This is a genomic window from Streptomyces sp. NPDC031274, from assembly GCF_055570235.1.
In genome coordinates this window covers 22752-42468 of sequence record NZ_JBVIHP010000028.1, presented here as the reverse complement: position 1 = coordinate 42468, position 19717 = coordinate 22752, and the positions used below count along the sequence as shown (strand labels likewise).

The 19717-nt window shown below is 69.3% G+C and carries 16 protein-coding genes; 6 read left to right on the top strand and 10 right to left on the bottom strand.

All coding sequences use genetic code 11. The annotated features are described in order from the left end of the window. Positions 1 to 25 precede the first annotated feature (25 nt). The 5 genes from ACZ5CR_RS34875 to ACZ5CR_RS34855 form a co-directional block, all read right to left on the bottom strand. Positions 26 to 1438 (bottom strand): cryptochrome/photolyase family protein, encoded by a 1413-nt coding sequence (locus tag ACZ5CR_RS34875; RefSeq protein WP_468865071.1) that lies wholly within the window; start codon positions 1436 to 1438, stop codon positions 26 to 28. Positions 1439 to 1505: 67 nt separating this feature from the next. After that, on the bottom strand, positions 1506 to 2261 hold the full coding sequence (locus tag ACZ5CR_RS34870) for an anti-sigma factor (protein WP_468865068.1): 756 nt from the start codon (positions 2259 to 2261) through the stop codon (positions 1506 to 1508). Next, positions 2258 to 2842, bottom strand: coding sequence for a sigma-70 family RNA polymerase sigma factor (locus ACZ5CR_RS34865; RefSeq protein WP_468865066.1), 585 nt, complete (start codon positions 2840 to 2842; stop codon positions 2258 to 2260). Before ACZ5CR_RS34865 ends, ACZ5CR_RS34870 begins: the two co-directional genes overlap by 4 nt. Before the next feature lie 73 nt (positions 2843 to 2915). After that, positions 2916 to 4433 carry an SDR family oxidoreductase gene (locus ACZ5CR_RS34860; protein WP_468865063.1) on the bottom strand — a complete coding sequence of 506 codons (1518 nt, stop codon included), beginning with the start codon at positions 4431 to 4433 and terminating at the stop codon, positions 2916 to 2918. A 90-nt stretch (positions 4434 to 4523) separates the two neighbouring features. Next, complete coding sequence (locus ACZ5CR_RS34855) at positions 4524 to 5513, bottom strand: LacI family DNA-binding transcriptional regulator (RefSeq protein ID WP_468865234.1); 990 nt, start codon at positions 5511 to 5513, stop codon at positions 4524 to 4526. Between the two features lie 296 nt (positions 5514 to 5809). Between ACZ5CR_RS34855 and ACZ5CR_RS34850 the strand changes: the two genes are divergently transcribed. The 5 genes from ACZ5CR_RS34850 (at position 5810) to ACZ5CR_RS34830 (ending at position 13450) form a co-directional block, all read left to right on the top strand. Then, positions 5810 to 6736: a carbohydrate ABC transporter permease gene (locus ACZ5CR_RS34850; protein WP_468865061.1), complete on the top strand. Its 927-nt coding sequence runs from the start codon at positions 5810 to 5812 to the stop codon at positions 6734 to 6736. 4 nt (positions 6737 to 6740) lie between these two features. Further along, positions 6741 to 7709 (top strand): carbohydrate ABC transporter permease, encoded by a 969-nt coding sequence (locus ACZ5CR_RS34845; protein WP_468865059.1) that lies wholly within the window; start codon positions 6741 to 6743, stop codon positions 7707 to 7709. A gap of 107 nt (positions 7710 to 7816) precedes the next feature. Beyond that, positions 7817 to 9154, top strand: coding sequence for an ABC transporter substrate-binding protein (locus ACZ5CR_RS34840; RefSeq protein WP_468865056.1), 1338 nt, complete (start codon positions 7817 to 7819; stop codon positions 9152 to 9154). 86 nt (positions 9155 to 9240) lie between these two features. Then, positions 9241 to 11298 (top strand): beta-galactosidase, encoded by a 2058-nt coding sequence (locus tag ACZ5CR_RS34835; protein WP_468865054.1) that lies wholly within the window; start codon positions 9241 to 9243, stop codon positions 11296 to 11298. A gap of 115 nt (positions 11299 to 11413) precedes the next feature. Next, complete coding sequence (locus tag ACZ5CR_RS34830) at positions 11414 to 13450, top strand: RICIN domain-containing protein (protein ID WP_468865051.1); 2037 nt, start codon at positions 11414 to 11416, stop codon at positions 13448 to 13450. Between the two features lie 32 nt (positions 13451 to 13482). On the opposite strand, the gene ACZ5CR_RS34825 is transcribed toward ACZ5CR_RS34830, so the two are convergent. Continuing rightward, positions 13483 to 13929, bottom strand: a complete 447-nt coding sequence (locus ACZ5CR_RS34825; protein WP_468865232.1) for a MarR family winged helix-turn-helix transcriptional regulator — start codon at positions 13927 to 13929, stop codon at positions 13483 to 13485. Positions 13930 to 14141: 212 nt separating this feature from the next. On the opposite strand from ACZ5CR_RS34825, the gene ACZ5CR_RS34820 reads away from it, so the two are divergent. Continuing rightward, positions 14142 to 15593 carry an MFS transporter gene (locus ACZ5CR_RS34820; protein WP_468865049.1) on the top strand — a complete coding sequence of 484 codons (1452 nt, stop codon included), beginning with the start codon at positions 14142 to 14144 and terminating at the stop codon, positions 15591 to 15593. A gap of 116 nt (positions 15594 to 15709) precedes the next feature. On the opposite strand, the gene ACZ5CR_RS34815 is transcribed toward ACZ5CR_RS34820, so the two are convergent. From ACZ5CR_RS34815 to fni, 4 genes are all read right to left on the bottom strand, one after another. After that, complete coding sequence (locus ACZ5CR_RS34815; RefSeq protein ID WP_468865046.1) at positions 15710 to 16171, bottom strand: nuclear transport factor 2 family protein; 462 nt, start codon at positions 16169 to 16171, stop codon at positions 15710 to 15712. A 208-nt stretch (positions 16172 to 16379) separates the two neighbouring features. Next, entirely contained in the window at positions 16380 to 17576 is a 1197-nt protein-coding gene (locus ACZ5CR_RS34810; protein ID WP_468865044.1) for a hydroxymethylglutaryl-CoA synthase, read from the bottom strand. Beyond that, complete coding sequence (locus tag ACZ5CR_RS34805) at positions 17566 to 18639, bottom strand: hydroxymethylglutaryl-CoA reductase (RefSeq protein WP_468865041.1); 1074 nt, start codon at positions 18637 to 18639, stop codon at positions 17566 to 17568. Before ACZ5CR_RS34805 ends, ACZ5CR_RS34810 begins: the two co-directional genes overlap by 11 nt. Beyond that, positions 18636 to 19715 (bottom strand): type 2 isopentenyl-diphosphate Delta-isomerase, encoded by a 1080-nt coding sequence (gene fni / locus ACZ5CR_RS34800; RefSeq protein ID WP_468865038.1) that lies wholly within the window; start codon positions 19713 to 19715, stop codon positions 18636 to 18638. The genes ACZ5CR_RS34805 and fni overlap by 4 nt, the downstream gene beginning before the upstream one ends. Positions 19716 to 19717 lie beyond the last annotated feature (2 nt).

The following is a 19717-nucleotide window of genomic DNA, read 5'->3' as shown; positions in this document are numbered from 1 at the left end:
CTTTGGCCGACCCCTGCTGACCTGATTATGGACGCCCCCCCCCCGCGTCTTGCTGACCCCCGCCCCACGCCTCTCGGGCGTCGCGGCCCCGCTCGAAGCGCCCCCGGCCCTCGGCCAGGTCGACGATCGGGTCGGGATAGTCGATGTCAGCGTCCGCCCGGCCTTGGCCCTGGAGCTTCCACGGCTCGTGGATGTACCGGTTCGGGACATCGGCGAGTTCGGGCAGCCAGCGGCGTACGTAGCTGCCGCGCGGGTCGAAACGCTTGCCCTGGATCACGGGGTTGAGGACCCGGTTGGGTCTGGTGTCGGTCCCGGTGCCCGCCGCCCACTGCCAGTTCATCTGGTTGTTGGCGACATCGCCGTCCACCAGGAGGCTCAGGAAGTGCTGGGCGCCCACCCGCCAGTCGACGTAGAGCGTCTTGGTGAGGAAGCTCGCCACCACCAACCGCGCCCTGTTGTGCATCCAGCCCTCATGGCTCAGCTGTCGCATCGCCGCGTCCACGAAGGGGTAGCCCGTGCGCCCCTCGACCCAGGCGGCGATCTCCTTCTTGTTCGTACGCCATCGGTCGCCGCGCGGGCGGTAGTTCTGCGCGGCGGCGTCCGGGCGGGCGGCGAGGACCTGGTGGTGGAAGTCCCGCCAGGCCAGCTGCCGTACGAACGCCTGCGCCCCGGACGAGCCCTCGCGGGACGCCCCGTGGATGACTTCGGCCGCCGACAGGGTGCCGAAGTGCAGGTGGGGCGAGAGCCGTGAGGTGGCATCGCCCGCGACGTCGTCCTGACCGTCCTCGTACTCCGTGACGTCACCGGCGAGCCAGGCCCGCAGCCGCCGGCGTCCGGCGCTCTCGCCGCCCGCGTCGAGTCCCGGCGAGACGCCGGTGATCTCCGCACGCGGCAGCACGCTCTCCGATGCCACGTCGGGGACCCGCACCTTGCGCGGAGGGGCCACGACGTCCCGTACGCCCGCTGCCGTCCAGCGCCGGTGGTACGGGGTGAACACGGCGTAATGATCCTTGCCCGCCGGGAGCAACTCCCCCGGAGCGACAGCGGTGATGACCGCGTCGTGCACGACAAGGCGGCAGTCGGTGTCCTCCAGTGCGGTCCGCAGCCGCTCCTCGCGCCGCGTCGAATACCGGCTCACCCCGCCCGCGACGTGCACCCCCTGTGCCCCGGTCTCCTTCACCACCCGGCAGACCTGGTCGACGACGTCACCGCTGCGGATCACGAGCCGACCGCCGCGCCCCCGCAACCCCGAGTCCAGGTCCTGAAGGCAGTCGGCGAGAAAGGCACGCCGGTTGGGCACGTCGAACCCCGCGGCCCGCACCCCGTCGTCGTACACGAACAGCGGGACGATCCGCTCCGCGTCGCGCATCGCGGCACGCAGCACCGGATTGTCGTGCAGGCGCAGATCGGAGGTGAACAGGACGATCGATACGGTCACTTTCTGCGGCTCCTCATGCTGTTGCTGCGACTGTTCAAGCTGCTGCTGATGTTGCGGCTGCGGCTGCTCACGCCGAGGGGAAATTCATCAGGGCCAGGGGGTCGGACGTCGGCTTGTCGGAGCCGCCCGCCGGTTCCACGGTGATGCCCATGCCGGAGGCCTTGTCCACCGGCCCTTCCAGCAGCACGGCTTCGGTGCCGCGGGCCGGATTCATGAGACCGGCCGACCGCATCGTCCCTTCGTCGTTGAACCACAGTTGGTAGACCTTGCCCGAGGGCGGCTCGGGCATCTTGGCCGCCACGAAGGCGGCTTGGTTGAGGCTCTTGGCCACCACGACCGTGCCGGTCGCCCCGTCGGAGAGCCGCCCGGTGGAGGCCTTGGCGTCCGGTGCCGCGAGCACCTGGGCCAGCTTCTCGGACTGCTCCTGAGCCTCCTGCGCCCGGGTGCCCGCCTCGTCGGCCCGCTGGTGCTGCCACACGGCGATCCCGCCGAAACCCGCCGCGACGGCCAGGCACGCGGCGAGGGCGAAGCGGGACAACTGCCGTCCGCGGCCGTTGCCACCGGCGCTCTTCCCCGGCGCGGGCGTGTGCGGCGGCAGTTGGCGTACCGTGGCGACCCGCCGCAGCACCTCGGCCTTCATGTGGGCCGGAGGGGCGACCGACACGGCACGGGCGAGGCGCCCGGCTGTCGCTGCCAATTCACGTACCTCCTGGGCGCAGGCCTCGCAGGCCTCCAGATGCCGCTCGAACTCCGTGCGCTCCTCGTCCGAGAGCGCGTGCAGGACGTACGCGCCCGTCATCGTGTGCAGATCGGCGGCGCTCACGCGTTCACCCCCAGGCAGTCGCGTAGGCGGATCAGGCCGTCGCGCAGCCGGGTCTTGACCGTCCCCAGGGGTACGGAGAGAAGCTCGCCGACCTCCCGATAGGTCAGCCCCCGGTAGTAGGCGAGGGTCACCGACTGCCGTTGCAGTTCGGTCAGATTGCGCAGACAGCGGCGCACCTGTTCACGCTCCAGGCGGGACTCGACCTGCTCGCTCACCTCGTCGAAGGCCGGTGTGCGTTCGAGCAGCGCCGCCTTGTGGTCGCGCTCGGCCGACGCCTGGACGGAACGCACGCGGTCCACCGCTCTGCGGTGCGCCATCGTCAGCACCCAGTTCATGACGCTCCCCCGGTCCGGCCGGTAGCGCGCGGCGGAGCGCCACACCTCCACCAGCACCTCCTGGGCGACCTCTTCGGACTGGGCGGGATCGCGCAGCACCGTGCGCACGACACCCAGGACCGGAGAGCACACCCCGTCGTACAGCGAGGCGAAAGCCTCCTGGTCGCCGCGGGCCACCCGGCCCAACAGCTCGGCCAGATCGGGGCCCGCCGAGGGGGCCCCGCTGATGTGCGCTACTTCGTTCACCCGGTGATCCTCCTGGACGCTGGTCGCCTTCAGAGGTGATTCGGAGCCGGTGCGTCGTCGGATTGCCGGTGGGTCACGTTTTCTGTGCGGTTTTGGCGGAGCGCTGTTCGGCCGTACGTGTGATGTTGCGCGCCATGCCGCCGAAGACGAGCGCGTGGAACGGCGAGACGCTCCACCAGTACGCGTGCCCGAGGAGGCCGCGCGGGTGGAAGAGCGCCCGCTGCCGGTAGCGGGTGCGGCCCTTCTCGTCCTGATCCGCGTACATCTCAAGCCAGGCGAGGCCCGGCAGCCGCATCTCGGCGCGCAGCCGCAGCAGCCGTCCCGGTTCGATCTCCTCGACCCGCCAGAAGTCCAGCGAGTCCCCCACCCGCAGCCGCTGGGCGTCCCGGCGGCCCCGTCTGAGCCCGACTCCGCCGACGAGCCGGTCCAGCCAGCCGCGCACGGCCCAGGCGAGCGGGAAGGAGTACCAGCCGTTGTCGCCTCCCACGCCTTCCACCACGCGCCACAGGTCCTGGGGCGAGGCGTCCACGATCTCTTCCCGCCGGTCGGTGTAGAGGCTGCCACCGGCCCAGTCCGGGTCGGTGGGCAGCGGGTCGCTGGGGGCGCCGGGCAGCGAGGCGGACGACCACCGGGTGCTGACCTGGGCGTCCTTCACGCGTTCGAGGGCCAGTGCGAGCGCCTTGTCGAAGCTGATCGGGACGCCGGGTGCGTCGGGAACGTACCGCGCGATGTCGCGCTCGTGGCAGACGACCTCGTACCGCAGTGATTCCGCCAGCGGCCGGGCGATCGAGGCCGGTACGGGGGTGATCAGGCCGACCCAGTGGCTGGAGAGGCCGGGGCTCAGCATGGGAACCGGCAGGATGAGGCGGTGGGGCAGCTTCGCCACGGTCGCGTACCGGGTCATCATGTCGCGGTACGTGACGACGTCGGGGCCGCCGATGTCGAAGGCCCGGTTGACCTCGTCGGGCATGGTGGCGCTGCCCACGAGGTAGCGCAGGACGTCGCGCACGGCGATCGGCTGGATCCGGGTGCGCACCCAGCTCGGCGTGACCATGACCGGCAGGCGCTCGGTGAGGTAGCGCAGCATCTCGAAGGACGCGGAGCCGGAGCCGATGATCACGGCGGCGCGGAGCACGGTGGTCGGTACGCCGGACTCCTGGAGGATCCGGCCCACTTCGGCCCGTGAGCGCAGATGCGGCGAAAGCTCCTGTTCCGGGACGCCCTCGGGGGTGAGGCCGCCCAGGTACACGATGCGCCGGACGCCCGCGGCTCGGGCCTGCTCGGCGAAGATCCGGGCCGTCTCGCGGTCCGTCTCCTCGAAGCCGGATCCGGTGCCGAGCGCGTGGATGAGGTAGTACGCCACGTCGATGTCCCGCAGGGCGGCGCCGACCGAATCGGCGTCGGACGCGTCGCCCCGCACCACCTCGGCCCGCCCGGCCCACGGGTAGTCGCGCAGCTTGCTCGGCGTGCGGGCGAGGCAGCGCACCCGGTGCCCCGCGTCGAGCAGCTCGGGAACGAGGCGCCCTCCGATGTAACCGGTCGCCCCGGTCACCAGGCAGCGCAGCCCCTGCGCGTCTTCGCCGCTGTCCATGAGCACCTCTCCGGCCTCGAACGATGTTCTCGCCTTCCCACCTTCCCCCGGTTGGGGTCGGTAGCGCGCGATCAGCGGACGAGAAGAGGGTCAGCGCGAAGGTGGCGGTGCGGTGCTCTGCCGCTGTACGAGCCGGGTGGGCACCAGCGTGGTGCCGCGCTCCGGCGCGCTCTGCCGCATCTGCCGCAGGACCCCCTCGACGCAGCGGCGCCCCACTTCGGCGAAGTCCTGGTGGACGGTCGTCAGGGGCGGCAGGAAGGAGCCGGACTCGGGGATGTCGTCGAAGCCGATGACGCTGACGTCGTCCGGCACCTTGCGGCCGCGCTCGTGCAGGGCGCGCAGCAGGCCGAGGGCCATCTGGTCGTTGGCGGCGAACACCGCCGTGCACTCCTCCTGGTCCGCGATGCCGAGCCCGGCCCGGTATCCGGACTCCGCCGACCAGTCGCCGCGTACGAGCGGCGGCGGGTCGCACCCGGCATCCACGAGCGTCGCCCGCCAGGCGTCGGCGCGGCGTTGCGCGGCATAGGAGTCCTCGGGCCCCGCGAGGTGCCATACGGTCCGGTGTCCGAGGTCGAGCAGGTGCCGTACGGCGTCGCGGGTGCCGCCCGCCTGATCGGTGTCGACCACGGTGTAGCGGTCCCCCGCGTCCGAGTCGGCCACGACGACCTGGACATGAGGGGGCAGGGAGAGGGCGGCCGCGTCGAGCAGGTGCACTTCCATGATGACGATGACGGCGTCGACGGCGAGCTCCCCGAGGCGGGAGAAGGCGCCCCGCACCTCGTCCTGCGTGGGGACGGCGACGGGGAGCAGCGTGACGGCGTACCCCTCCTGTGCCGCGGAGGTGGCGATGGCGTCGATGGTGCGTACGTTGCCCGTGGTGGAGAGGGTGAAGGTGATCAGGCCGATCGTGCGGAACTCGCCGCGCTTGAGGGCACGGGCCGCGCTGTTGGGCCGGTAGCCGAGTTCCTTCATCGCGGCGAGCACCTGCTGCCGGGTCTCCTCGGTGACGCCCGAATACCCGTTGGAGACACGGGAGACGGTCTGCGAGGAGACGCCCGCGAGAGCGGCGACGTCGGCCATGGACGCGCTCTGCCCGCGGCGCGCGGCCCGTTCCCCGGGGGCGCCGTTCACCGGGGTGCTGTCTGCTGCTTGCACTGTTTCCCTCGCCGGGTGTGTAGGGAGCCGTCTCGGCTTCTCGGCCGACCCTTGACCGTCGCCATCGAGGCAGTGTAGACATTCCGCCACCGAATGTTTACGTAAACATAACACCCTGCGGCGCTCGGCATACGCGCCTGTCACACCGCCGTGTTGACACATGTTTACGCAAACATCAGGACACGTGACGCCGGTTCCGAGATGGACGAGCGAGGAACGACATGACGACGCTTCACCCGCAGGGAGCCGCGGAGCGGCGTGCCTCCCGACCACCGGCACCACGGAACCGTCGCTCCTGGACGGGCTGGGGGTTCATCGGCCCCTTCGTGGCGGTCTTCGCCCTGGTCTTCCTGGCTCCCCTCGCCTACTCGGTCTACCTCAGCCTCTTCCGTGACCAACTCATCGGCGGCACCACGTTCGTGGGCCTCGACAATTACCAACAGGCATTGGGCGACGGCCAGTTCTGGGCGTCGCTCGGGCGGGTCTCGCTGTTCCTCGCGGTCCAGGTCCCGATCATGCTGGGCATCGCCCTGCTCGTGGCGCTCGCCCTGGACAGCGGCCGTCTGTACGGCAAGGACTTCTTCCGGATCTCGGTCTTCCTGCCCTATGCCGTGCCCGCCGTGGTGGCCTCGCTGATGTGGGGCTTCATGTACGGCACACGCTTCGGGCTCGTGGGCGACATCAACGACGCCCTGGGCGTCTCGCTGCCCGATCCGCTCTCGCCCTCACTGGTCCTCGCGTCGATCGGCAACATCGTCACCTGGGAGTTCGTGGGCTACAACATGCTGATCTTCTACTCCGCGCTGCGCGTCATCCCGCACTCCCTGTACGAGGCCGCAGAAATCGACGGCGCCGGTCAGGTCCGCGTCATCACGGCCATCAAACTCCCCGCGATCCGCGGCGCCCTGGTCATCGCGACGATCTTCTCGATCATCGGCAGCTTCCAGCTCTTCAACGAGCCGAGCATCCTGCAGAACCTGGCGCGCAACTCCATCACCACCGACTACACCCCGAACCTCTACACGTACTCGCTGTCCTTCGCGGGCCAGCAGCAGAACTACTCCGCGACGGTCGCCATCGTCATGGGCCTGATCACCATGGTCATCGCCTACGCCGTCCAGCTGCGCGGCATGCGCAAGGGAGCGTGACCCGATGACCGGACCGAGCAGCCCCGTCACCACCGCTTCCCGAACCGTTCCCGCGCCCGCCCGCGCTCCGGGCGCCGCACCCCGCCTGCGCACACCCCGCGTCCGCGCGTCCCGCCCGCACAGCGCGGGCCGCCCCCGGCGCAGCGTGCTGCTGACCGTGCTCACCGGCCTCGTCCTGCTCTACAGCCTGGTACCGCTGCTGTGGCTGGTCATCAGCGCGACCAAGACCCAGGAGGGGCTCGCCGGTTCGTTCGGCCTCTGGTTCGGCGGGGACTTCGCCCTGTGGGACAACATCAGCACGACCTTCACGTACAACGACGGCGTCTTCACCCGCTGGCTCCTCAACACCCTTCTGTACGTGGTCGTCGGGGCCGGGGGCGCCACCTTCCTCGCGGTTCTGGGCGGCTACGCCCTCGCGAAGTTCGACTTCCTCGGCAAGCGCGCCGTGTTCGCCGTCGTCATCGGTGCCGTCGCCGTGCCCGGTACGGCTCTGGCGGTGCCCACCTTCCTGATGTTCAGCAAGATGGGCCTGACGGACACTCCCTGGGCGGTCATCATCCCCTCGCTCATCTCGCCCTTCGGCCTCTATCTGATGTGGGTCTTCGCCACCGAGGCCATCCCCACCGAGCTGATGGAGGCCGCCCGCATCGACGGGGCGAGCGAGCTGCGCACCTTCTTCCAGGTCGCTCTGCCCTTGCTCGCGCCCGGCACCGTGACCGTCCTGCTGTTCACGATGGTCGCGACCTGGAACAACTACTTCCTGCCGCTGATCATGCTCAAGGACCCGGACTGGTATCCGCTGACCCTGGGCCTGAACAGCTGGAACGCCCAAGCAGCGACAGCGGGCGGCGATCCCGTCTTCCACCTGGTGATCACGGGTTCGCTGATCACCGTCCTGCCGCTCATCGCCGCGTTCCTGCTGCTCCAGAAGTACTGGCAGTCCGGACTGGCCGCCGGAAGCGTCAAGGAGTAGCGCCCTTGGCGCCCGCCTGCCGGTTGGCCCCGCCCCTTGCGGATTCCCTTTTGCGGATTCCCTCTCGCAGATCCCCTCGTAGCCCACGAAGAAGTGGAAGCATCCCCATGCCCCAGAACACCCGCCGCCTGCTGCGCGGCATAGGTCTCGTCTGCGCCATCGCCCTGGGGGCGACCGCCTGCGGCGGCTCCGACGACAGCTCCGGCCAGAAGCAGGTCTCGGCCGCGGACATCGAGGCGGCCCTGAAGAAGGGCGGCAAGGTCAAGGTGTGGGCGTGGGAGCCCACCCTCAAGAAGGTCGTCGCCGACTTCGAGGAGGAGCACCCCGCCGTCGACGTCGAGTTGGTGAACGCCGGTACCAACAAGGACCAGTACACGGCCCTGCAGAACGCCATCTCGGCGAAGAAGGGCGTCCCCGACGTCGCGCAGGTCGAGTACTACGCCCTGAGCCAGTACGCCCTGACCAAGTCCATCACCGACCTGGCCCCCTTCGGCGCGGACAAGCTGAAGGACTCGTACTCTCCGGGTCCGTGGAACGCGGTGAAGTCCGGTGAGGGCGTCTACGCCCTGCCGATGGACTCCGGCCCCATGGCCCTCTTCTACAACAAGAAGGTCTTCGACAAGCACAAGATCGAGGTGCCGACGACCTGGGACGAGTACCTCCAGGCCGCCCGCAAGCTGCACAAGGCCGACCCGAAGGCGTACATCACCAGCGACACGGGCGAGGCGGGCCTCACGACCAGCCTGCTGTGGCAGGCCGGTGCGCGCCCGTACAAGGTCGACGGCACCAAGGTGGGCATCGACTTCTCCGACAAGGGCGCCCGCGCCTACACCGAGACCTGGCAGAAGCTCATCGACGAGAAGCTGATCGCTCCGATCAACCCGTGGACCGACGAGTGGTACAAGGCCTTCGGTGACGGCACCATCGCGACCCTGCCCTCCGGCGCCTGGATGCCCGCCAACTTCGCCTCCGGCGTGAAGGAGGCCTCCGGCGACTGGCGCGCCGCGCCGCTGCCGCAGTGGACAGCGGGCGACAAGGCGAGCGCCGAGAACGGCGGCAGTTCGCTCGCCCTGCCCGAGCTCGGCAAGAACAAAGAACTCGCCTACGCGTTCGTCGAGTACGCCAACTCCGGCAAGGGCGTGCAGACCCGCATCTCGGAGGGCGCCTTCCCGGCGACCACCAAGGACCTTCAGTCCAAGGCGTTCCAGAACACCGAGTTCCCGTACTTCGGCGGCCAGAAGGCCAACAAGGTCTTCGCACAGTCCGCGGCGAACGTCGCCGACGACTGGAAGTACCTGCCCTACCAGGTGTACGCCAACTCGGTCTTCAACGACACCGCGGGCAAGGCCTACGTCTCCGGAACTCCCCTGTCGAAGGGCCTGAAGTCCTGGCAGGACGCCTCCGTCAAGTACGGCAACGAGCAGGGCTTCAGCGTCCAGAAGTGACGTGGCCTTCCCGGCCGCGCCTCTGTGCATCCCCAGTGATCCGAAGCGATCCGAAGCAATCCGAGCAACACACCGGAAGGACCACCATGCCCCCCACCCTCCCGTCCCGGCTGCTGCGCGGACCGGACGGTGACGTCACGCCCAGGCTGGCGTACGGCGCCGACTACAACCCCGAGCAGTGGCCGCGCGCGGTCTGGGAGGAGGACGTCCGGCTGATGCGCGAGGCCGGCGTCAACATCGTCTCCGTGGGGATCTTCTCCTGGGCCCGCATCCAACCTGCCGCGGACACCTGGGACTTCGCGTGGCTCGACGAGGTCATGGACCTCCTGCACGCGGGCGGCATCGGCGTCGACCTGGCCACCGCCACCGCGTCCCCGCCGCCCTGGCTCACCGCCGCGCACCCGGAGATCCTTCCGGTGACCGCGTCCGGTGAGACGGTGTGGCCGGGGGCGCGGCAGCACTGGCGGCCCACCTCCCCCGTCTTCAGGGACCACGCGCTGCGCCTGGTGCGCGAGATGGCCCTGCGCTACGCCGACCACCCCGCGCTCGTGGCCTGGCACGTCTCGAACGAGCTCGGCTGCCACAACATCTACGACTACTCCGACGACGCGGCCCGTGCCTTCCGCGGCTGGCTGCGCACCCGCTACACCACGCTCGACGGCCTCAACCACGCCTGGGGCACGGCATTCTGGGCGCAGCGCTACAGCGACTGGGAGCAGATCCTGCCGCCGCGGCTCGCCGCTTCGCACCCCAACCCCACCCAGCAGCTGGACTTCAAGCGGTTCTCGTCGGACGCGCTGAAGGAGTATCTGCGGGCGGAGCGTGACGTGCTGCGCGAACTCACCCCCCAGGTGCCCGTCACCACGAACTTCATGGTGATGGGCGGTACCAAGGGCATGGACTACGCGGACTGGGCGGGCGAGGTCGACTTCGTCTCGAACGACCACTACGTCGTGCCTGGGCCGCAGGCCCGTGACGAGCTGTCCTTCTCCGCCAACCTCACCAGCTCCCTCGCGGGCCACCGCCCGTGGTTCCTCATGGAGCACTCCACCAGCGCCGTCAACTGGCAGCCGGTCAACCTGGCCAAGCGCGAGGGCGACCTCGCCCGCGACTCCTTGCTGCACGTCGCGCACGGCGCCGACGCCGTGTGCTTCTTCCAGTGGCGCCAGTCGGCGGCCGGTGCCGAGAAGTACCACTCGGCGATGGTGCCGCACGCCGGAGCCGACAGCGACTTGTTCCGTGCGGTGACCGGTCTGGGGCAGACCTTGAGGGAGCTCTCGCCCGTCGCGGGGGCCGGACGCGAGGCGGCGCGGGTGGCCGTCCTGTTCGACTGGGACTCGTGGTGGGCCAGCGAGCAGGATTCGCATCCCACCTCCCGCCTCGACTACCACCAAGAGGCCCTCGACTGGTACTCCGCGCTCCTGGCCCTCGGCATCCGCGCCGACGTGGTGACCACGCGGAACGACCTGGCCCCGTACGACGTCCTGATCGCGCCCGTGCTGCACGTGGTCCCCGAGGCTCTCGCGAAGGACCTCACGCGTTACGTCGAGGGCGGCGGCCATCTGGTCACCACCTACTTCTCGGGCATCGTCGACGAGAACGACCACATCTGGCTCGGCGGTTATCCCGGAGCGCTGCGCGACCTGCTCGGCATCCGTGTGGAGGAGTTCGGGCCGCTGCTCGACGACGACACGGTCGCGCTGGACAACGCCACCACGGGCACGGTGTGGACCGACCGGATCGACGTCACAGGAGCGGAGGTGGAGGTGCTCGCCCGGTACAGCACCGGTGCCTACGCCGAGCGGCCCGCCGTCACCCGCCGTACGGCAGGGCGGGGTTCGGCGGCGTACGTCTCCACCCGGCTCGGCAGGGACGGCCTGACCACTCTGCTGCCGCGGCTCCTCGCCCCGGCCGGTGTCGACAGCGAACTGCCCGCCCCCGCACGCGGACACGTCGAGCTCGCCGTACGCCGCGACGCCGAGAGCCGCTACCTGTTCCTGGTCAACCGGACGGACGACACCGTGCCGCTGCCAGGGCTGGCCGGAGACGTCCTGGTCGGCGGCGCCCGGGACGCCGCCGACGGCGCTCTCGTCCTGCCGCCAAGGGAAGTCGCCGTCCTGCGACAGACGAACACCAGCCTCTGACACCAACCCCGAGACCACCCCCTCCTGTACAGCGCCACCCCGTCGGAGGGCCGTGCCGTCCTGCTCGCGTGCGGGACGGCACGGCCTCGAAGCGCACCTACGTTGGGAGCACACGTTGGCACCTCGCACCCGCAACAGACGACTCATGGGCATCGTCGGCATCACCGCCCTGGCCACCGGGGCGGCGCTGCTCACCGCACCGCCGCAGCCGGCCGCCGCGGCCTCCGCCGCCGTCACCGTCCGGCCCGACCCCTCCTACCAGCACGAGAAGTTCGAGGGCTGGGGCACGAGCCTGGTCTGGTTCGCCAACGCCACCGGCGACTACCCCAAGGAGATACGCGAGAAGCTGGCCCGGCTCCTCTTCGGCGACGACGGCCTCGCCCTGAACATCGCCCGCTACAACATCGGTGGCGGCAACGCCCCCGACGTCAAGGACTATCTGCGCCCAGGCGGCGCGGTGGAGGGCTGGTGGAAGGCCCCCGCGGGCACCACCCGCGAGGACACCGACTGGTGGAGCGCCGCGGACAAGGCCGACTGGAACCCGAAGGCCGACGCCACCCAGCGCTGGTGGGTCGACCGGATCAAGAAGGACGTCGACCACTGGGAGACGTTCAGCAACTCGCCGCCCTGGTTCATGACCGAGAGCGGTTACGTCTCGGGCAACTTCGACGCGGGCACCGACCAGCTCAAGACCGGTTCCGTCGACGATTTCGCCTCCTACCTGGTGGGCGCGACCGAGCGGCTCGAAAAGGCCCACGGCATCAAGGTCGACACCCTCGATCCGTTCAACGAACCGAACACCGACTACTGGGGCACTCGCCTGGGCGAGGACGGCGAGCCGGTCGGCGGCCGCCAGGAAGGGGCGCACATCGGCCCCGAGCTCCAGCAGAAGGTGATCAAGGCGCTCGACCCGGCACTCGCGAAATCCAGGACCGGTGCGGAGATCTCCGCGATGGACGAGACCAACCCCACCACCTTCACGCGGAACTGGAACACCTACCCGCAGGAGGTGAGGGACGCCGTCGGCCAGATGAACGTCCACACCTACGGCACCGACGGCCGCACCAGCGTGCGCGACCTGGCCAAGGCGGCGGACAAGCCGCTGTGGATGAGCGAGGTCGAGGGCGACTGGGGCGACGGGCAGGACTTCGACGACATGCGGCCGGGGCTCGGCATGGCCCAGCGGATGGTCGACGACCTGCGTGAACTGGAGCCGAAGGCCTGGGTGTTCTGGCAGCCGGTGGAGGACTACGACAACATGAAGCCGGGCGGCGAGTCCGCCAAGGGCGGCAACTGGGGCAGCATCCAGCTGCCGTTCAGCTGCACCTCCAAGGACACGCTGGAGACCTGCCCGATCCGGACGAACACCAAGTTCGACACGGCCCGCAACTTCACCCACTTCATCAAGCCCGGCGACCGGCTCGTCAAGGTCGACGACACCTCCAGCGCCGCCGCCGTGTCCCGGAAGGGTGACGCGGCGACGGTCGTCCACGTCAACAGCACGACCGCCGCGCGTACGGTCACGGTCGACCTGTCCAAGTTCGACCGCGTGCGCGGCTCGGCCACCGTCACACCCGTCGTGACCAGCGCCGAGGGCAAGCTCGAACGGCACGCTCCCCTCGCCGTCAGCGGCAAGAAGGCCACCTTCGAGGTGCCCGCCCAGTCGGTGACCTCGTTCCTCGTCAAAGGTGTCTCGGGGGTCGCGAAGGACGCCGCCCTGCTGAAGAAGGACCACACGTACGAGCTGACCGGAGCCCAGAGCGGCAAGGAGCTCACCGTCGCCGACAACGGCACCGGCCTGGTCGTCAAGACCGCCGCGGACACGGCGGGACAGCAGTGGCGGCTGCGGGAGATCAGCGGTGACACCGGCAACAAGCGCCGGTACGTGTTCACCGACCGGGCGGAGGGAAAGCGCCTTGCCGTCCGTGACGGCGCCCCGGTGGTCGAGCCCGATACCGGGCCGCGCGGCAAGGCCGCCCAGTGGATCATGTCCACGACCGGTGACGGCACCTGGACCCTCGTCAACGCGGCCACCGGCCGGCTCCTGGAGGTCGGCGGCCAGGCCACGCACGACGGAGCCGCCGTCACGACGTGGACACCGAACTCCGGCGCCAACCAGCGCTGGAAGGCGTCCGATGTGACGGCTCGCTGAGGCAGAGGCGTCCGAGGAGCCCGGAGCCCTCGTCAGTTCACCACTGACGAGGGCTCCTTCTGTGGACGCGGCCAGGGCATGCCGTAAAGCCGCTCGATGCCCGCGTTGAAGCGCTGGAGGTAGTCGGCGAACGCCGCGATGTCCTCCTCGGGCCAGTCGGTCATGATGCGGCCCAGGCTCGCGACGATGTACGCACGTTCCTCGTCGAGGCGGTGTTCGCCCTCCTCGGTGATGCGGAACTTGCGGGCCATGCCGCCCTCGGGGTCGGGGATGCGCTCGACGAGGCCCGCGCGCATGGCGGACGCGGTCTGCCGGTTGAGCGTGGAGACGTCGAGGCCGAAGGCGTCGCCGAGCTGGCTGATCGACATCGGGCCCTGCGTGCGGATGCGGCTGAGGAGGATGTAGGCGCTGCGGTCGAGGACACCGCCGGCCCGGCGCCCTTTGCTCTTGTGCAGATGCATGTAGCGGCCCATCAGCATCTGCTCGAACTCCACCCGGTCCGCCGCCTGCTCCGCCCTGCTCACGTGACATCCCTCCGCGTCGTGGCTCCCGCACATTCCCCGAGCCCCACTATATGCATCAACCACTCAATATGGCTGGGCCACGTAGTGTGTACTATGCACATGGCGCTTCCCGGCGCATATGGACCTTGCCGATGTTTCGTAGAGACGTTTCCTAGAGGAGCTCCACCATGGACGGTCCCCAGCCGACCGCTCGATCAGGCGCAGTCGTCGCCACGCTCGCCTTGGCGGGCACTGTCGCCGCGGTCATGCAGACGCTGGTGACCCCGTTGATCGCGGAGATGCCGCAGATCCTGGACACCAGCGCGTCGAACGCGGCCTGGGTGGTCACCGTCACCCTGCTCGTCGCCGGCGTGTGCGTGCCGGTCTCCGGGCGCCTCGGCGACCTGTTCGGCAAGCGGCGCATGCTGCTCGTCTGCGCCGTGCCCCTCGTCATCGGCTCGGTCGTCTGTGCGCTCGCCTCGTCCGTCGTGCCGATGATCGTCGGGCGCGGTCTGCAAGGCATGGGCATGGGCATGGTGCCCCTCGGCATCGCGTTGCTACGCGACGTCGTCCCTGCGGAGAAGCTGAGCGGCTCCATCGCCCTGGTCAGCGCGTCCATGGGCATCGGCGGCGCCATCGGCCTGCCCCTGGCCGCGGCCGTGGCCCAGTACGCGGACTGGAGGGTGCTGTTCTGGGGTGCCGCCGCTCTCGCCCTGATGATCGGCACCCTGATCTTCTTCGTCGTCCCGGACGTCCCCGCCGGTGCCAAGGGCCAGCGTTTCGACGCGCCGGGCGCCATCGGCCTCGCCATCGGCCTGGTCTCGCTGCTCCTCGGCATCAGCAAGGGCGGCGACTGGGGCTGGGCCTCGGGCAGCACCCTCGGCCTGCTCGCCCTCGCGGTCGTCTCGCTCGCCGCGTGGGGATTCTACGAACTGCGTACCCGTGACCCCCTGGTCGACCTACGGACCACCGCCCGCCCCCGCGTGCTGTTCACCAACGCCGCCTCGATCCTCATCGGTGTCGGCATGTACGCCTTCATGCTGATCGCGCCGCAGCTGCTCCAGTTCCCCGAGGCCACCGGCTACGGCCTGGGCCAGTCGATGCTGGCGGCGGGCCTGTGGATGGCGCCCGGCGGCGTGATGATGATGCTCATCTCCCCGCTCGGCGGCAAGCTCATCAACGCACGCGGCCCCAAGTTCGCCCTGATCTGCGGCGCCCTCGTGATGGCGGTCGGGTACGGCATCGCACTGCCGCTCATGGGCACCGCCTGGGGCCTGATGATCGTCGGCATCGTCATCAACAGCGGCGTCGCCCTCGCCTACGGCTCCATGCCCGCTCTGATCATGAGCGCGGTCCCCGTCTCCGAGACGGCCGCGGCCAACGGCTTCAACACCCTGATGCGCTCGCTCGGCACCACCATCGGGTCGGCAGTGATCGGTGTCGTCCTCGCGCAGATGACGATGACCCTGGGCGGCCACACACTCGCTTCCGAGGACGGTTTCCGCACGGGCCTCATGATCGGCTGCGGTGTGGCACTCGTATCGGCCGCCGTCGCGAGCCTCATCCCCGCTCTGCGCGGCAGCGACGACGCCACGTCCGAGAAAGCGGCGCCGACCGAGCAGGCACCCGCCCGCGCCTGAGCCTGGCGTTCCCGTCAGACCGGCCGGGGTTCCGCGACACGCGGGGCCCCGGCCGCCGGCGAGCGTCGCCGTGATGGTCGCCTCCACGCCCCGGCGCGACGGACGCGGCGTCATGGTCAGATGTCGGGTGTGAGGGCTGTGAACGCGGTGGGTTCGGTGTCATGTTCCCAGTGCTCGACCAGTCGTCCTTGGTCGTCGAACTGCCATACCCCACAGAACGGCACCTGGACGGGGGTGGGTTCTTCCGCGTGCATCAGGCCGATGGCCACGCCGTAGTGGTCGTTGGCGGCGACGTACTCCAGTTCCATCACCACGGTGTCGTGGGTCAGGCTGAACAGGGCTTGCTCGTGTGCGATCGCGGCGTCGAGCCCCAGGAGGGTTCCGGTGTCGCATCGGGTGTGATGTGCCGGATGGAGAGCGATGGTCGGGGCACAGTAGCGTCCGATGGTGCGCAGATCGGTGTAGACGGCGCGCAGGGTGGTGGCATTGGGGTGTTGGGATGTCATGCCGGTCTTGGTCGGATCCCCCTCCGGCGGCTGGATCGTGCCGGCTCCTGGGACCGTTTGGCTCGAGCGCATGGCAGACTCCTCCTCGTTTGTCGTTTGTGGGCGCAACCCGGTTGGGTGAATCCCGGTTGTGCTGGCTTCGATGGTTTCCTCTCGGCCGGATTGCCGCGTTGGCACGTGAGCTTCTCGTGATGCTGTCCCGCGCGGCCGGGCTTGCATCCGGGGTGGGGCTGCGGGTTCTTGTCGGGCGGTGGGAGCCGGGTGGCGGCGTGCCCTTGGGCTACGCGATGTCGGCGGATGCGTGGACTGTCTCGTAGATGCGCTGGTGGTCCTCGATTCCGTTGAGACGGAATGATCCCGAGGTCTGGTGGGGCAGACGATGCTGGGCTCCGTCGTTGGGCAGGGGCTGTGTGCGCAAGTGGCGGTAGGCGTTGTAGTCGATGGGGCGGCGTCGTGAAATCGCCTCCAGGTGCGCGCTGGTGCGGAGCCGGGCGCGGTAGCCCGGAACGACTCGGCCGGTGAAGAATTCGGCGACGCTTCCGGAGCCGTAGCTGAAGAAGCCGAGTGTTGCCGCGTCGAGTTCGTCGTCTCCGTCCAGCAGGGCCGCGAGGGCGAGGTAGAGGGATGCGGTGTAGCTGTTGCCGATGATTTCGTTGTAGCGGGTGGTGGGTGCGATGGCGTCATCGATTGCTGCGGTGTCGGTTTCGACGCCCGCTCCGTCGAGGAGGTGCCGATGGGCTTTGAACGCCATGCGGGTGAAGGGCTGGTGGTAGCAGACGGTGCGGATCTTCTCGATCGGAAGGCCCTCGCGTGCCTGGTAGTCGCGCCGTGCGCCATCGACTGCCGACAGGTAGGCGGTCATGGACTTCTTCCCGTCGACGAGAGCGTTGGCGCGGTAGTTGGGGCGCCAGAAGTCCATGACGTCGTGTGTGTAGAGGCCGGATGGGGTGTTGATCTCGACGAGGGAAGGGTCGGCTGAGACCAGCATGGCTGCTGCGGCGGCCCCTTGGGTGGCCTCTCCCGGGCTGTCGAGGTCGTAGCGGGCGACGTCACTGGCAAGAACCAGGACCTGCTGCTCGGGCTCGCGTTGGACCAGGGCGGCCGCGAACTGGAGGGCCGCGGTTGCTCCATAGCAAGCTTGCTTGAGCTCGACGACCCTGATGTGTGAGGGGAGGCCGAGTAGCGAGTGGACGTACACGCCGGCTGCTTTGGACTGGTCGATGGATGTCTCGGTGGCGAAGAGGAGCGTGCGGATGCGGTCGGTGCCGTGGCGTTCGATGATCGGCGCCGCCGCGTCGGCAGCCATGGTGACGATGTCCTCGTCGGCGGCGGGCAGGCTCATGGCCTGCTGGCCTATGCCCTGGTGGTACTTGGCCACGCTGGCGCCGGTGTGCTTGCTGAGTTCGGCGTGGGTGAGGACGAGGCTGCCTGTGCGAAAGGAGAGGTCGTGGATGCCTACGGCGCGGTCAGTGGGCATGGTGCCCTCCAGCGAGGCGTTCGAGACGGGTATGGGCCTTCATGAGTTCGCCCGGATTGGTCTGGGCGGCGAGCAGTGACAGTTCACCGCAGAGCACGGTGGCCGCGGCCAGGACGGCGAGGCGGCGTGCGTTGTCGCCTGCGGTGCGCTCCTCGCGGCAACCGAGGGTGGTGAGTGTTTCCTCGATGAAGTCGAGGCCTTTGCCGTTGCCGACGGTGCCGACGATCAGGTTGGGCAGGGTGCAGGAGAAGTAGAGGTCGCCGTCGCGGTCTTCGGCGAGGGTGACGCCCTGGGAGCCTTCCACGATGTTGGCGGCGTCTTGGCCAGTGGCGAGGTAGAAGGCCAGGAGCATGTTCGCGTAGTGGGCGTTGGCGGAGCGGATGCCGCCGGCCAGCAGCGTGCCCACCAGGTTTTTGTCGGTATTGAGTTTGGCGATCTGCGCAGCCGTGGTGTGCAGACGCCCTGTCACGATCCGCTCGGGGATGAGGATTTCCGTGATCACGTTTTTGCCGCGGCCCAGGATGCCGTTGATGGCGGTGGCCTTCTTGTCGGTGCAGTAGTTGGCGGAGATCGATCCGTAGCGAATGCCGGGCACATGCTCGAGGAGGTGGCCGAGCAGGGCGTCCGCGGCGAGGGTGGTCATGTTGTGACCGGAGGCGTCTCCCGTGCTGAACTCGAAGCGTAAGAAGAGCAGAGAGCCGGCGATCTCTTCGCGCACGCTCAGCAGTTCGGCGAACCGGCTGGTGGCGCGGGTGATGGCGCGCAGTTCATCGAGGCGGCCGTGTACGGCACGGGCAGCGGCGTGGGCGATTGCGGCGGTGTCCGCTTCGACGAGGACGGAGCGGGTCATGCGCTCGTCCACGAGGGTGGCGGTGATGCCGCTCTCGACCATCCTGGACACTTGCGCGCCGCGGCCGACGGCCGGCCACAGCGGCGACTCGTACGTGGCCAGGGGCACCTCGATTTCAGTGGTGGCCACGTTTCCGGACACGCGCAGCGGGCCGATCCAGCGCGTGGGGATGTGCGCTGCGGTCGACTTGGTCAGGGTGGGTTGGTCATTCATCGGCGCTCTCCGTGGGGGCTGGGGCTGTCGATATGGCGTTGGTCGCAGAATTGGCGCAGGGATCCGGTCACGAGGACGTCGCAGTCGGTGAGAGCGGCCGGGCTGTGGGCTCCCAGGAGCGTCATGAGGGCCGTGAGCTGTTCCAGCCAGTTGGTGATCTGCTGGATGAGGGCGCTGACCCCGCCGGAGAGGAGGGTGGCGAGGAAGCCTCCGGAGGCGCCCACGGCGTGGGCTCCCAGGGCTAGGGCCCGGGCGACGTCGAGGGGGTGGCGGATTCCTCCGGAAGCGAGCAGCGGCAGGCCGTGGCCGCGTGCGTCGAGCAGGGCGGCCGGCGTACTCAGTCCCCAGGATTCCAAGTAGGTGTAGTCGGCCTGCGGGCGGCGCCCGTTCTCTATCTGGGCAAAGTTGGTGCCGCCGCGTCCGGCCACGTCGGCGATGTGGACGCCCAGGTCGACCAGTTGGGAGACGGTCTGGCCGCTGAGGCCGAAGCCGACCTCCTTGACCACGACCGGAACGTCGACGGCCGTGGTGATGCTCTCGATGCCCGCGGGCCAGTGGCCAAAGGAGCGGTCTCCTTCGGGCATGACGGTTTCCTGGACGGTGTTGAGGTGGATCTGCAAGGCATCGGCGTCCAACAGGGCGACGGCTCGGCGCGCCTGTTCCGGGGTGGTGGTGGCGTTGACGTTTGCCATCACGAAGCCTTGCGGGTTGTGTTCGCGCAGTGGGGTGAAGGTGCCGGCTGTGGAGGCATCTTTGAGATAGGGGCTCATGGAGCCGGTGGCGATGGGCACCCCGGTCTCGTGGGCGGCGATCGCCAAGTCGCGGTTGATCTCGCCGGTTTTCGTGCTGCCACCGGTCATGGCGTTGATGTAGAGGGGCACGGGCCAGTCCAGTCCGCCGAACCGGGTGCGCAGTGAGACGCGGTCCCGGTCGGTGCCGGCCAGAGCGTGGTGGACGAAGTGCACTTCGTCGAACTGGCTGGGTGGGTGTGCCGTCGGGTCGGCTGGGGTCTCGCCGACTGTTTCGTGCTGGGCGACCGCGAGCCGCACATGGTCGTCTTTGCGTGATCCGCTCATGG

Bases quoted from the DNA above. Each gene is read 5' to 3' on its own strand.
- ACZ5CR_RS34860 (WP_468865063.1), bottom strand. From the start codon at position 4,433: ATGGACAGCGGCGAAGACGCGCAGGGGCTGCGCTGCCTGGTGACCGGG.
- ACZ5CR_RS34855 (WP_468865234.1), bottom strand. From the start codon at position 5,513: ATGGCCGACGTCGCCGCTCTCGCGGGCGTCTCCTCGCAGACCGTCTCC.
- ACZ5CR_RS34850 (WP_468865061.1), top strand. From the start codon at position 5,810: ATGACGACGCTTCACCCGCAGGGAGCCGCGGAGCGGCGTGCCTCCCGA.
- ACZ5CR_RS34845 (WP_468865059.1), top strand. From the start codon at position 6,741: ATGACCGGACCGAGCAGCCCCGTCACCACCGCTTCCCGAACCGTTCCC.
- ACZ5CR_RS34840 (WP_468865056.1), top strand. From the start codon at position 7,817: ATGCCCCAGAACACCCGCCGCCTGCTGCGCGGCATAGGTCTCGTCTGC.
- ACZ5CR_RS34835 (WP_468865054.1), top strand. From the start codon at position 9,241: ATGCCCCCCACCCTCCCGTCCCGGCTGCTGCGCGGACCGGACGGTGAC.
- ACZ5CR_RS34825 (WP_468865232.1), bottom strand. From the start codon at position 13,929: ATGCTGATGGGCCGCTACATGCATCTGCACAAGAGCAAAGGGCGCCGG.
- ACZ5CR_RS34820 (WP_468865049.1), top strand. From the start codon at position 14,142: ATGGACGGTCCCCAGCCGACCGCTCGATCAGGCGCAGTCGTCGCCACG.
- ACZ5CR_RS34815 (WP_468865046.1), bottom strand. From the start codon at position 16,171: ATGCGCTCGAGCCAAACGGTCCCAGGAGCCGGCACGATCCAGCCGCCG.
- ACZ5CR_RS34810 (WP_468865044.1), bottom strand. From the start codon at position 17,576: ATGCCCACTGACCGCGCCGTAGGCATCCACGACCTCTCCTTTCGCACA.
- ACZ5CR_RS34805 (WP_468865041.1), bottom strand. From the start codon at position 18,639: ATGAATGACCAACCCACCCTGACCAAGTCGACCGCAGCGCACATCCCC.
- fni (WP_468865038.1), bottom strand. From the start codon at position 19,715: ATGAGCGGATCACGCAAAGACGACCATGTGCGGCTCGCGGTCGCCCAG.